General features: G+C 51.1%; 10 protein-coding genes. 4 read left to right on the top strand and 6 right to left on the bottom strand.

Annotated features, from left to right (window positions below):
- Nucleotides 1–64 precede the first annotated feature (64 nt).
- On the top strand, nucleotides 65–487 hold the full coding sequence (locus tag J7619_RS19395; RefSeq protein WP_291202269.1) for a hypothetical protein: 423 nt from the start codon (nucleotides 65–67) through the stop codon (nucleotides 485–487).
- Nucleotides 488–623: 136 nt separating this feature from the next.
- Entirely contained in the window at nucleotides 624–1,556 is a 933-nt protein-coding gene (locus J7619_RS19400) for an aldo/keto reductase (RefSeq protein WP_291202272.1), read from the top strand.
- On the opposite strand, the gene J7619_RS19405 is transcribed toward J7619_RS19400, so the two are convergent.
- Together J7619_RS19405 and J7619_RS19410 are read right to left on the bottom strand one after the other, a co-directional pair.
- Nucleotides 1,557–3,686: a PQQ-binding-like beta-propeller repeat protein gene (locus J7619_RS19405; protein ID WP_291202275.1), complete on the bottom strand. Its 2,130-nt coding sequence runs from the start codon at nucleotides 3,684–3,686 to the stop codon at nucleotides 1,557–1,559.
- A gap of 30 nt (nucleotides 3,687–3,716) precedes the next feature.
- Nucleotides 3,717–5,672: a sialate O-acetylesterase gene (locus J7619_RS19410; RefSeq protein ID WP_291202278.1), complete on the bottom strand. Its 1,956-nt coding sequence runs from the start codon at nucleotides 5,670–5,672 to the stop codon at nucleotides 3,717–3,719.
- 125 nt (nucleotides 5,673–5,797) lie between these two features.
- On the opposite strand from J7619_RS19410, the gene J7619_RS19415 reads away from it, so the two are divergent.
- On the top strand, nucleotides 5,798–6,715 hold the full coding sequence (locus J7619_RS19415) for a glycosyltransferase (RefSeq protein ID WP_291202281.1): 918 nt from the start codon (nucleotides 5,798–5,800) through the stop codon (nucleotides 6,713–6,715).
- On the opposite strand, the gene J7619_RS19420 is transcribed toward J7619_RS19415, so the two are convergent.
- The 3 genes from J7619_RS19420 to J7619_RS19430 form a co-directional block, all read right to left on the bottom strand.
- Complete coding sequence (locus tag J7619_RS19420) at nucleotides 6,700–7,512, bottom strand: DUF5672 family protein (protein ID WP_291202284.1); 813 nt, start codon at nucleotides 7,510–7,512, stop codon at nucleotides 6,700–6,702. The genes J7619_RS19415 and J7619_RS19420 overlap by 16 nt on opposite strands.
- A 67-nt stretch (nucleotides 7,513–7,579) precedes the next feature.
- Nucleotides 7,580–8,530 carry a hypothetical protein gene (locus J7619_RS19425; protein ID WP_291202286.1) on the bottom strand — a complete coding sequence of 317 codons (951 nt, stop codon included), beginning with the start codon at nucleotides 8,528–8,530 and terminating at the stop codon, nucleotides 7,580–7,582.
- Nucleotides 8,531–8,547: 17 nt separating this feature from the next.
- Nucleotides 8,548–10,374 (bottom strand): ABC transporter ATP-binding protein, encoded by a 1,827-nt coding sequence (locus J7619_RS19430; RefSeq protein ID WP_291202289.1) that lies wholly within the window; start codon nucleotides 10,372–10,374, stop codon nucleotides 8,548–8,550.
- Between the two features lie 253 nt (nucleotides 10,375–10,627).
- On the opposite strand from J7619_RS19430, the gene J7619_RS19435 reads away from it, so the two are divergent.
- Nucleotides 10,628–11,812 carry a putative sensor domain DACNV-containing protein gene (locus tag J7619_RS19435; RefSeq protein ID WP_291202292.1) on the top strand — a complete coding sequence of 395 codons (1,185 nt, stop codon included), beginning with the start codon at nucleotides 10,628–10,630 and terminating at the stop codon, nucleotides 11,810–11,812.
- Here the strand turns inward: J7619_RS19435 and dinB are convergent.
- A complete protein-coding gene (gene dinB / locus J7619_RS19440; RefSeq protein ID WP_291202295.1) occupies nucleotides 11,807–12,925 on the bottom strand; it encodes a DNA polymerase IV in 1,119 nt (372 codons plus the stop codon). The two genes, J7619_RS19435 and dinB, sit on opposite strands and share 6 nt — an antisense overlap.
- Nucleotides 12,926–13,003: the final 78 nt, after the last annotated feature.

Consider the following 13,003-nt stretch of genomic DNA (forward strand, 5'->3'; position numbering starts at 1 on the left):
ATCGGTTACAACCATCGGCCTATGTTCGGTTTCTCTGCATTATAATTCAAAAACTACTATTGGCATGAAAAGAACGATTTTACTCGCATTGATCTGTATTGCAGCTATTTCCTGTGATAAAAAGGATGAGGCCGCACCTCAGGCTGACCTGAATCCGACCAGCCTGACCTACCAGAAGGCAGCAACGGTTCGTACTTCCGGCAGCGATCTGAAAGTGGAGCTCAAAGAAGTGGCCGACAGCCGCTGCCCGATGAACGCTAACTGCGTTTCGATGGGAAGCGCAAAATTGGTGCTCGCGATCTCCGATGCTTCGAATCAGGTGAATGTGAATTTCGAATTCAAGGGTGATTCCAAAAACCAGCAAGGTTTCAAGCTGGGCGGAACAGAGTACGTACTGACTATCTCGGAGGTACTTCCTTACCCCGAACTTCCCAAATCACCCAAGCTGGAAGATTACAAGATTGGAGTATCCATCGAAAAAAAGTAATAGATTCAGATTTGGTGTGAAGTGCAGTAAAAGGAGTCAGGGCTATCCTGGCTCCTTTTCTCATTTTTGGCCTTTCAGATGCTCCTAATGCGATTTGTTCGTAACTTGAACGTTTCAAAAACCCATTAACCAGCCAATGAAGCATATTTTTTCAAGACGGGAGGCGTTGGCCGGACTGGCTGCCGCCGGTGCCGGACTGGCATTGACCCCGTTTTCTTCCTCAGCCCATAACGATCTCAAAATGATACTGGAAAGAAAAATCCCGTCGACCGGAGAAGCACTGCCGGTCGTAGGCCTGGGTTCCTGGCAACAATTCGACGTTGGATCCGGCGCTTCCGAGCGTGCGCCATTAAGGGAAGTTTTGAAAAAAATGCAGGAAATGGGTGGAAAGCTGATCGATGCTTCACCGATGTACGGGCGGGCCGAGCAGGTAATCGGCGACCTGACTACGGATTTGAAGCTGAACGAACAATTTTTCTTTGCGACAAAAGTATGGACAACCGGCAAACAGGAGGGGATCGACCAGATGAACGCTTCGTTGCGGAAAATGGGACGGAAAAAGATCGACCTGATGCAGGTGCATAATTTGCAGGACTGGGAAACGCATCTTAAAACGCTCCGGGATTGGAAAATGGCCGGAAAGGTTCGCTACATCGGGATTACCCATTATACCGATGCCTCCCACGCACGCCTGGAACAGATTGTGAAATCGGAAAACATTGATTTTGTACAATTCAACTATTCCATACGTTCACGAAACGCGGAAAAGAGCCTGCTGAAAGCTGCCAGGGATAAAGGCGTGGCGGTGATTATTAACGAGCCGTTCGAGCAGGGTGCATTGTTCCGCGCAGTAAAAGGGAAGGAGTTGCCTGCTTGGGCGGGCGATTACGATGTTAAAAGCTGGGCGCAGTTTTTTCTGAAATATATTGTCAGTAATGAGGCGGTCACCTGCGTAATACCAGGCACTTCTGATGTGAAGCACCTGGTAGACAATCTGGGCGCCGGCGAAGGTCGCTTACCCGATGAAGCGGGCCGGAAGAAAATGCGCGAGTGGATGGCAGGAATTTGACTATTCCAATGCGAAAGCCACATACTGATTACCCTTTCTGGTACCCAGCTTGGTACCGCCGCAGGCAATCACCACATATTGCTTTCCATTCACTTCATACGTGGCCGGCGTAGCAAACCCGGCAGCCGGCAATTGCGTTTCCCACAGCAATTTGCCGGTTTTTTTATCAAATGCCCTGAACTTCCCGTCCTTGGTGGCTGCAATGAAAAGCAGCCCACTGGCTGTAACCACTGGCCCGCCGTAGTTTTCGGTGCCGGTCGTGGGTACGCCCTTTGCTTTGAGGGATTCCACTTCTCCGAATGGTATTTTCCAAAGGAACTTGCCGGTGTTCAGATCGATCGCGTTGAGTGTACCCCACGGCGGTGAAATCGCGGGCAGGCCATTGGCATCCAGGAATTTATTATAACCAGTGCTCTGATAAGGCAGATATACCTTCCGGGAAGCAGGCGTTTCCGAAACGGCCTCCACTTTTTCATCACCAAACAAGAATGAAACCAAGGCCTGCTTTTCGTCGGCCGTCAGCATCGTGAAGCCAGGCATCATACCTTTGCCGGAGCTGACCAGCTGGTTCACGAATGCCTTGTCGCGACGAGTGCCGATGTCCACAAGCGATGGATAGCCGCTTTTTGCATTACCTTTCCTTTGGGGGCCGTGGCAGGTTACGCAGTACGTGGTGTAAACCTTTTCGCCCGGAGTGAGGTTGGACAACTCACTCTCTTTCGGCGTGTCTTTCATCGTCAGAATCCACGCCATTTCGTTGCTGTTCACATACAAAATTCCTTCGTTCGGGTCGGCTGCTGCGCCACCCCATTCCGCGCCGCCATCGAAGCCGGGCAGGATCACTGTGCCTTCTTTGCTTGGTGCGGCAAAAAGGGCTTTTTTGTAGCCTTTGAATTTGATTTTCAATGAGTCGCGGTCGGGCGCGTGGACGCTGATGTCGTTCTCGGTAAGGGTGTAAGCTTGCCGTGCATAAGGGGCTGGCTTGGTGGGCACGGGCTGGGTCGGCCAGGGATATTCGCCCGGTAATGTACTCTTAGGCGCGGGAACCTCCTTGATTGGGAACAATGGATTGCCCGTTACCCGGTCGAACAGGAACACATAGCCTTGTTTGCTGACTTGCGCTACGGCGTCGATCTTGCGTGGTTTGCCGTTGGCACCGGTTTGCGTGACGGTAATCAGGTTGGGCGGCGCGGGAAGATCCCGATCCCAGAGATCGTGGTGCATGGTCTGGTAATGCCACAGGCGCTTGCCGGTGCGCGCGTCGAGTGCTAGCAGGCAGTTGGCAAACAGGTTGGTTCCTCTGCGTTTACCACCGTAAAAATCGTAACCCGCTGAGCCCGTAGGTACATACAAAATGCCGCGCTTGCGGTCGATGGCCGTGCCTGCCCAGTTATTGGCTGCACCGGTGAAAGTGTTTTTGTATGCGTCGGGCGGGAATGTTTCATAGCCGAACTCGCCAGGATAGGGGATGGTATGGAACGTCCATACGAGCTTTCCGGTGCGTACATTGAATGCCCGCAGGTCACCCGGTGCAGCGTCGGAATCTTCCGAAAGCCTCAACGGCATAATGATCAGATCCTCGAAAATCGTTCCGGGCGTATTGGAAACCATATATTTGTTTTTAGCGGTTTCAGGCAGTCCCGTATGGAGGTCAATGCGTCCGTTGTCACCAAAGCTCTCAATCACTTTCCCCGTGCGTGCGTCGAGGGCGTACAGGTATGAGCCCATGGCGTGCATGATGCGCTTGTCGTTTCCGTCTTCCCAATAGGTGAGACCGCGGCTGGTATTGGAGCCGTTTTTGGATTTATCACCAAATATCCATAGCTGCTTGCCGGTGGCCGCGTCGAGCGCAAAAGCCTGCACAGTAGCGGTAACCCCGTAAAGCACGCCATTCACGATGATCGGGTTCACCTGGGTTTGCCCCGAGTCGGGCATCGACCAGGTCCAGGCTACTTTCAGGTTTTTAACATTATCCTTATTGATTTGCGTCAACGGGGAGAAGTGGTTGCGGTCGGGGCCGCCGAGGTACTCGCGCCATTCGCGCTGGTCGTCATTTAAGTTGGAAATAGATTGTGCGCCAGCCAGTATCAAAGCGAGGCCGCCGATACACCACGATAAGGGTTTTAACATACAAACTTCAAGAATCAGGTAGAAAGAAGGTTATTCAAAACGGGTATTCACGGTAAGGCCAGGCCAGGAGTCGGTACGGAATGCGCTGGCAGGGAAGCCGTCGGCATTGTACAGGTTGGCGTCTTCCGGAGCATCCGACCAGGCGTAGCGAACAGCGACCGGTTTGCTCACCTTCGGGCTGGAAACGATTACCTTGTTTCCCTGGATTTCCGCTTGGGCGTAATGGAAAACCTTGTCGTCGCCCGCAATCTCGAACCCTTTCAAATATCCGTAGCGATCCTTTATCGTAAGGCCGTTCTCTGCATTTTTAAATGAAACAATGGCTTTGCCACCGTCCACCTGCATTTGGTCATAAAGTGGAGAGGCGTAAGGGATGTCCTGGCCATAGTCGTTTTTTAACGCATTGGTTGCGAGGCGATGGGCCACGTCCTGTTTGTTGGTTGGGTGAATGTCGGCAGGGTTACCCACGTCGGTGGTGACGGCCATGCCCGTTTCGGGCAGACTTAATGTCATATTCTGGGCTTCGCGGAGCTCGGCCCAGTTGCTTCCCTTGTTGCTGTCTCGGTCGGTACCGAAGCTGGATAATTGCACCCAATAAAACGAGAACTCGTCATTCCACAGCTTACGCCAGTCGTTGATCATCAGCGGGAATGATTGGCGGTATTGGTAAGCGCGGCCCGCATTGCTTTCGCCCTGGTACCAAAGCGTGCCACGAATGGTGAAAGGAAGCAATGGCGCTATCATCGCATTGTAGATCGTAGTCCCGACATTGTTCATCAGGTGCGCGTACTCGTGCTTTTCCGAGAATGCGGGCATCAGGTACCAGTCTTTGGCAAGGCTGGTTTTGCGCCCTCCCTCTTCCACGTACAGGTCGTTGGCAGAGCCCATGAGTCCCGGACCAAACCATGAGGCACTCACCATATTACCGGTTTTGAGGGTCAGGATGTTCTTACCTTCCTTCCAGGTACCGGCAGGGAGCTGAATTTTCCGTACACCTTTTGCAGTTCCTTCATGGACAGGTTTGCCATTGATATAAACCTCGACGGGCCCATCGTTTTCAGCCAGCGATAGAGTAGTTTGTTTTCCAACCCAATCAGATGGGATCGATACCTCCTTGGCCATATAGCCCTTGCCGCGAAAGCCCATTAATCCTTTCCAATCCCATTGGCCTACACCGTCTGCGGTTTTTTGCCAGCTGGCGAAATCCACTTCCGGCGAAATGTATTTCTTTTCATCTTCCCAGGTCGGGTCGTAGGAGGCATTCTTGAAAAGCTGCTTTTTAAGCTTCTTATCCATGATCGCATCAGCTTCTTCCCAGGTTTTAGGCAGATTCTGCGCATAGGAGCGCAATTCATCATTGCCCAGCATGGCTTCTTTGCTGATCCATCCTTCGATTTGCGAACCTCCCCACGATGAATGCAGGAGGCCGATGGGGACATTCAATTTTTGGTAAAGCTCGCGGGCGAAAAAGAAACCCACGGCTGTGAAACCGCCCACAGTCTCGGCGCTGGCCACTTTCCATTCGCCGGCTTTCAAATCCTGCTCGGGTTGGAGTGTCACCACGTGGTCGACGCGGAAGTGGCGAATCTGCGGGAACTCGGCATTTTTGCGTTCTTCCTCATAATTCTTGGCCGCGGAAACAGGCCATTCCATATTCGATTGCCCCGAGCAAAGCCAAACTTCACCGATCAGCACGTCGTTAGCCGTTGCATTGCCCGATTTGGCGGATGCCTGCAAGGAATGTGGCCCACCAGCTTCCAGTGGTTTAAAGCTGACTTTCCATTTCCCTGATGCATTCGCTTTCACCTCCATCGACTGTCCGGCCAAAGTCACTTTCACTTTTTCACCGGGCTTGGCCCAGCCCCACACGGGAATCGGCTTTTGGCGTTGGAGCACAACGTGGTCGGAAAACAGCCGAGCGAATTTGACTTGTGCAAACGAGGAGGTCGCGCAGGCGAGGAGCAGCAATATAAGTATGCGTTTCATGAAAGCAGAAAATGTTTATGGATACCTATAAATGCCGGAAACCGTGATATTCTACTGGAATAGCGTCCAGGAACGTCCTCATTAGTGAATTTGGCGTTACTTTTGGCATAGGTTAAACAGGACTGATGATCTCAATTATTATTTGCTCGGCCAGCGAGGCAGATCTGGCCAAGGTCTCGGAAAACATCCGGAAAACGGTTGGCGTGGCGCACGAAATTATCGCCATCGATAACCGGAAAGCCAGCCGGGGAATTTGTGCAGTTTATAATGAAGGTGCAAAGCGTGCCCGGTTCGATATCCTGTGTTTTATGCACGAGGATATTGAAATGCAGACTCTTGGGTGGGGGGAGAAGCTGGCGGAGTTATTTGATAAGCACCCCAGGCTGGGTTTACTGGGTGTTGCTGGTGGGGGATATAAATCGCTCGTCCCTTCTGGCTGGTACAATGCCGATCTCGAATTAAATGGAGAGTTTTATTGCTGCCTGATCCAGGGGTTTAAGCATTCGGGTATCGAAGAATACCTGGATTACCGCAACCCGAGAAAAGAGCAATTGTCCAAAGTCGCGGCTATCGATGGATGTTGGATGTGTACAAAAAAGAAGATTGCTTTGAAATATATATTCGATGAAACCATGTTGAAGGGGTTTCACGGTTATGACATCGATTTTTCAATGGCGGTCGGGCAGCAGTACGATGTGGCTGTTAACTATGAAATCTTGTTGAAACACTTTTCGGAAGGCTCATTTTCAGGTGAATGGGAAAATGAAACGTTAAAAATCCATGAGAAATGGAGCGCCCGATTACCGGTTAATACGGATGGTTTGCCTGAAAAATCCTTGCTGCGATACGAACGAAGAGCATTTAAAGCGTATCACCACAAACAGATCGATCAGGGAAGTTCCTATCAACGATTAATAAGTATCATTTGGAACAGCCGGAAATCCTGGATTTTCGGCGGCTGGAAATGGTACAAGCTATATGTCGATCTCTGGCGTGTATGGAAAAATCGAAAGAAAGAAGGGGGGCGTCAGTCTAGATCGTAACCGAACGCCTCGATATGCGGGCGCCAGAAATCCAGGTTGTGGTCCCACGAGTGGCAGCCGAATGGCAGTTTGCCTTTGTTGAACCGTACTCCCCGCTCGGGATTATTCTCAATGGAAAAGTGATAGGCCTTTTTGTACCCCGGGATTTTTAGTCGCTTGAATTTACGGTTGGTTTCAATGCTCCAAAATACATCTTCATGGAACTGGTGTTCGTCCCGCTGGTGGTACTCTTCAATCTTGTCTCGCATTTCGCCTGCAATGCGGTGAAATTTGGCAACCCTCCGCAATGAGAAGCCGCCATTACCCACCTGGTTATCGAACTGTCGGGGGTGTGGTAAGTTGCCTTCCATAATGTTATGCCACTGATGGTAGCGGGTGATGGTTTTGGTTTTGAATGCCTTTACAAAATCAGGCTCTTCCAACCGTTTGGGCCACGGAGCGCCGATATAATCATAGCCACTTTTGCACCAGGCGAGCAGTTCGTCTCGGAAAACGAAGGCGTCCAGCTGGTAGATCAATATAAATTCGAATTCCAGAAATTGTTGGTAAAACTGCTGGCTGAGCATCAGGTGGTTATAGCCCTGAATGCCAGAGAAATAGGTGGGGTCAAAACCGACGGTGCGGTCGAAAATATGATCGTCTTTTAGTTCGCTCAGGTCGAGGTTATCCGGTTTGACAGCGATAATGGGGTATCTGCCAAGCAGTTTGGCGCATTGCTGCGCCGAAATATGTTCATACGGGGTCAGCGCAGTCTTGTATACAGGGACTACCACTGCCACGTTACCGGGGCGGACCATAAATAATAGAGCGAACGTTGAAATATCCAGGCGAGTCCGTTGGGGATATCGCCTGTTTATTGAGTAATTATTTTTTTCTGCTGTTGAGTGTACTTACAAGCGATTCCAGGTGTTCCTGAAAGAAAAAGTCAAAACCGTCGTTTCCTTCTGGTACGACATTGATCACTTCAAAAGAGGTTTCCAGAATGCGCGGCACTTTCAAGCCTTCGGCAATCGAGTATGGAAACGATTGATTTCCCATGAAAAACTTGGCACCTGCAATAATGCGGGCCATTTGCATGAAGTCTTCCACCTGTACCCAGCGGATGTGAGGAATGGTTTTTCGGATATCATTGTACTCCGACTCCACGCCAATGAATGCAATATCGGAATATTGATTCATGAACTTGTAGTTGATAGTATAATTCCGGTAGCGCTCGCTGCGGGCCATTACGATGGTATTCGCGAAGGTGGTATCTGGTTCTACGGTCAGCCAAGGCTTCCACAAAGTTGGGTTTACTCCTGTAAGGTAGCTGCACCATCTGGCTATGTTCCCTTTATCCAGCGGAATACCACCGGCACGGAAATAATCCAGGTCGATATCGATTGTCTGGTCGGAATGAATGCCGACGAAGTCGATATAGGACTGTGGGCGAAGCAATTCTATCAGCATATCCGCCATTTTCTGGTTAAGCATCACATTACCCAGCGGGTGAGAATTGTAACCCGAAAGTATAAGAGGTTGTCCTAGCCGGAGGTAAAGTTCAATGCGGGCGTTGGTAAACCGGCGAATCGCTTCGATGGTTGGCAATGCATAAATAATATCACCTGCATTTCCGCTGTGACTCAGGCGGATCTTTCCGTTCTCCTCCGCGTATTTTTTGATTTTGGCCGGGCTGGTGAGTTTTTCAGCTTCGGTGATGAAGTTGGCAAATTGAAGCTGTTTCTGGTTTTTTAGCTCCCATTTGTATTGTTTATACAGTGTCCTGTCGGTGTGTTTTAGCCAAAGCCTCGAAACGAGATTTCTCTTTTTAAACATAATTCAAATTTGTTAAACTACTCATTAAACGTCTGCATGTCGATCAGCCGCTTATATAATCCGTCGCGCGCGATAAGCTCTGTATGATTCCCCTGTTCGATAATCCTGCCCTCTTCCAGTACCAGGATCGTGTCCGCATTCTGGATCGTGCTGAGGCGGTGCGCGATCACGAGCGATGTCCTGTTTTTCATCAGGTTGTTCAATGCTTCCTGCACCAGTTTTTCGGATTCGGTGTCCAGCGCTGAGGTCGCCTCGTCGAGGAGCATGATCGGCGGATTTTTCAGGACAGCCCGGGCAATGCAGATACGCTGTTTCTGTCCGCCTGAAAGCTTCATACCACGGTCACCGATGTTGCTGTAATAGCCGTCTTCGGTTTCCATAATAAACTCATGCGCATTGGCGATGCGTGCCGCAGCTTCCACTTGTTCTATCGTCGCATCGGGACTCCCGAATGCGATATTATGGAAAATAGTGTCGTTGAAAAGCATCGACTCCTGGTTCACCAGCCCGAACATCGACCACAATGACTCCTGCCTGATCTGCCGCACATCGACGCCGTCGATCAGCACTTGTCCTTCGTCGGTATCGATAAACCGCGGCAGCAAGTCCATCAGCGTGGACTTTCCTCCGCCGGACGGTCCCACCAGCGCAACCGTTTTTCCTTTCGGGATCGTCACATTGATGGATTTAAGGACAGGCCGGGAAGGATAAGAAAACGACACATTTTCGAGGCGGATAGATTCCTTGAAATCCCTCATATCCATCGCATTCGGTGCATCTTCGATCTCGGGTTTCTCGTCGATCAGTTCGAGTACCCGTTCACCGGCGGCGATACCTGCATGAATGGTGCTGAACGAGTCGGTCAGCGCCTTGGCCGGCCGCATTACCTGGGAGAAAATACCGATGTAGGCTACAAATTTGGCCACCGTCAGCTCGGTGCCCGACGGGTTGTTCAGGATTAGCGAGCCGCCGTACAAAACGATGATCGCTACCATGGTAACCCCCAGGAATTCCGAAACCGGAGAGCCCAGCTGCTGCCGTTTGGCCATTTTGCGGCCCAGGTCGGAATAGCGGATATTCTCTTTATGGAATTTCTCCTTAATGTCTTCGGTCGCATTAAAAGCTTTGATAATCTTGATACCGGTCAGCGCTTCGTCGAGGTAGCTGATCATCAGACCGAAATAATGCTGGGCAAGAGTAGCCTGCTCTTTCAGCCTTTTTACAATTTTTGAAATAAGGAATGCGGAAACCGGGATGACCAGAATGGCGAAGAATGTGAGCCGGGCCGAAGTGGCGAAAAGCATGAACACGTATGCGATCAGTTGCAACGGTTCTTTGAATACCACCTGCAAAGTGCTTGTGACAGAGAACTGTACGACTTGCACGTCCGACGCGATCTTTGAAATAATATCTCCTTTGCGCTGGTTACTGAAATAGCCAACATGCAGGTTCATTACGCTGTCGAAAACCTTTTTACGAAGGTTCAGCAGGGTATGGATCCGGAGATTCTCCATGATCCGTTGAGAGAGGTATTTGAAGATATTCGAAAGAAGGACCGAAATCACGATTACCGCACACACGACCTGTAATGCGCCAAGCGGTCCGAAAGCGATGTTGGCCTGCTGCGCATAGTAATTGAGCATTCCGGTAGGGTCGAGCCAGCCTTCCGTTGGCCGGGGAATAACGGTGGTACCCTGATTACTGAACAACGTACTGAGGAGCGGCGCCAGAAGGGCCAGGTTCAATGTATTAAATACAACCCCCAGTATGATGCAAACAAGGTAAGGGATGGCAAATTTGGCAATCGGTTGAGCAAAAGATAATAATCTGAGGTACGTTTTCATTCTTGGATATATGGCATACTCGCCGTACGCCGGAAGTAAAAAAAACCGAAACCGGGTTTTTCGGATTAACGCGCAAATTAACGCTTATCTGGCGAAACAACTGTCCGTGACTTCAATTAATTCCCGGCGGGCCGCTGGTTAGTACGATGCCGCCGTTACCGGAAAGGTTGGAAGCCGCAGGAAAAATGCGGACAATGGACGCCGAACCCAACTTTTTAAAACAAGTCGTTGTTCAAAAGTAAACCGCCAGACAATGATTACGAATTCCGATATATTTTCGATTGAAACAGGTGACTCCGTGCCTGTAACCACCTATAAGGCAGCCCGGTCGGTAGCCGGGCTTGTTGCGAGCCATTTCGAGCGGCACCACGAGGCGGTATCCAAGTATTACGAACAGGAACTCGCGCCCCGCCCCGATGCCCGCATTATCGAAACGATTATCGATACGACGTTCTGGGCGAGTTTGCGCCGGGAGGAAGGACGTTCGCCGAAAGTGTCCATCGCCTACCTGCCGCCGGAAGCCGCCGAACACCCGCTGGTTTTTGCTGAAAAACTCGCGCTCACGGCCAACGTGCTCACCAAGCTCGCGCCCGCGGTGGAACGCTCGGGCATACACCTGGGCGTGTGGCTCGAAGATGGTGAGCTGCGCATTTGGGGTACAACCCGTGTGATACCCGGGTTATGCTTCGTGCTGGAAGTGATTGAGCCGGGCATGCTGGTGGTGAAACACCGCAGGGTGGAGGGCTTCGGTAAATTCGTGAATGTAGCGGTATTGAAAGGGGACCAGGTGAAGATTGTCAACGAGGAGAGCCGTAAAGTGAAAGATTGCCCGTCGCTGATTAACTCGCTGATGGGTTTTTCGTCGACGACATTATGGAGCGATTATCCGAACCTGCTTGTGCAACTGGCCGCCTCGATGCGCAGCCATGAGCGGGGCGGTATATTGCTGGTGGTTCCCAAAGGCAACGAACGCTGGCGCGAATCGATCATCCACCCGATTACCTACGACGTGCAGCCGCCATTCTCGGAGCTGGCCGACCTGCATCGCAAATACGTAGAGGATCCTAATCCCATTACCTGGCAGAACCAGTTCAGTTCTGCGGTACATAACATGGCCGGGCTGACGGCCGTAGACGGCGCGACGATCATCAACGACCGTTACGAATTGCTCGCATTCGGGGCAAAAATCGGCCGGGCGCAGGATGCAAAGCCGGTGGAGGAAATCCTGATTACCGAGCCGATAATAGGTAATACGGCTATGGTGGTGCATCCGGTACAGAATGGAGGCACCAGGCACTTGTCGGCGGCGCAGTTTGTGTACGACCAGCGCGACTCCATTGCATTGGTAGCTTCTCAGGATGGCCGCTTTACGATATTCTCCTGGTCGAAATGCGAGAATATGGTGCAGGCACACCGGGTAGATGCGTTGCTGCTATGATCCGAACGGAAAGAGTTCGAGTTGCTCCGGGTCTTTGTACCTGCGCGATTTGACCTCAGGCTCATGAAAATTGGATAGCGAAATGCCGAGCAGCCGTACGGCTTTTTCTTCCAGGTCGAGCTTTTCGAGTAGCTGTTTGGCGGTGTCGGTAATGGTATCCAGGTCGCCGACGGGATGGGCGAAGGAGTGGTTGCGGGTGATCTGGGTGAAATCACTGAACTTGACTTTCAATGTCACCGTACGACCCTTCAACTGGTTCTTTTCAAGCCGGTTGGCGACGGTGACACCGATGCGGTCGAGTTCCTTGTTCATTTCATCCAGCGTCGTGAGGTCGTAGGTAAAGGTATCTTCGGCGCCGAGCGACTTGGTTTCGCGGTGCGTTTGTACCTCACGGTCATCGATCCCACGCACGATTTTGTAAAAGAAATGCCCTGTTTTTCCAAAATGGCCGACCAGCTCATCCTCAGACAGCTTTTTAAGATCCGAGCCGGTAAAGAGCTGCATTCCCTTCATTTTGTCGGCAGTAACTTTTCCAACGCCGTGAAACTTCTCCACCGGCAGCTGGTCCATAAAGCTTTCAATTTTAGATGGCCCAATGAATTTTAAGCCGTCGGGCTTATTGATATCGGAGGCGATTTTGGCTACAAATTTATTCACCGACACACCTGCCGAGGCGGTGAGATTCAGTTCTTCTTTAATGGATTTCTTGATCTGTTTTGCGATTTCCAGGGCCGAGCCGATGCCCATTTTGTCCTCGGTCACGTCCAGATAGGCCTCGTCCAGTGAAAGCGGCTCGATCAGGTCGGTGTAGCGGGAGAAAATCTCGCGGATACTTCTCGAAACGGATTTATATACCTCAAATCTCGGGTGCACGAAAATGATCTGCGGACAGAGCTGGATGGCCTGCCGCGACGGCATCGCCGACCGTACCCCGAACTTGCGGGCTTCGTAACTTGCCGTCGCCACCACGCCCCGGCCGGTGGGAGAGCCACCTACCGCCAGCGGCTTGCCACGGTATTCAGGAAAATCGCGCTGCTCCACCGACGCGTAGAATGCATCCATATCGATATGGATAATCTTGCGGACGGGCTTGGCATCGGGCGTTTCCTGCATGGGAAATGGCAATTTTTCAGGTTATAGGTGTATCCTCCAATTAAAAACAAATTAAATAATATTGTATTCGCATCAGGA

It is taken from the genome of Dyadobacter sp., assembly GCF_017744695.1.
Taxonomy (GTDB): Bacteria; Bacteroidota; Bacteroidia; order Cytophagales; family Spirosomataceae; genus Dyadobacter.

Coding starts and splice junctions, on each gene's coding strand:
- dinB (WP_291202295.1), bottom strand. CDS start 12,925: ATGCAGGAAACGCCCGATGCCAAGCCCGTCCGCAAGATTATCCATATC.
- J7619_RS19410 (WP_291202278.1), bottom strand. CDS start 5,672: ATGAAACGCATACTTATATTGCTGCTCCTCGCCTGCGCGACCTCCTCG.
- J7619_RS19395 (WP_291202269.1), top strand. CDS start 65: ATGAAAAGAACGATTTTACTCGCATTGATCTGTATTGCAGCTATTTCC.
- J7619_RS19400 (WP_291202272.1), top strand. CDS start 624: ATGAAGCATATTTTTTCAAGACGGGAGGCGTTGGCCGGACTGGCTGCC.
- J7619_RS19435 (WP_291202292.1), top strand. CDS start 10,628: ATGATTACGAATTCCGATATATTTTCGATTGAAACAGGTGACTCCGTG.
- J7619_RS19405 (WP_291202275.1), bottom strand. CDS start 3,686: ATGTTAAAACCCTTATCGTGGTGTATCGGCGGCCTCGCTTTGATACTG.
- J7619_RS19420 (WP_291202284.1), bottom strand. CDS start 7,512: ATGGTCCGCCCCGGTAACGTGGCAGTGGTAGTCCCTGTATACAAGACT.
- J7619_RS19425 (WP_291202286.1), bottom strand. CDS start 8,530: ATGTTTAAAAAGAGAAATCTCGTTTCGAGGCTTTGGCTAAAACACACC.
- J7619_RS19430 (WP_291202289.1), bottom strand. CDS start 10,374: ATGAAAACGTACCTCAGATTATTATCTTTTGCTCAACCGATTGCCAAA.
- J7619_RS19415 (WP_291202281.1), top strand. CDS start 5,798: ATGATCTCAATTATTATTTGCTCGGCCAGCGAGGCAGATCTGGCCAAG.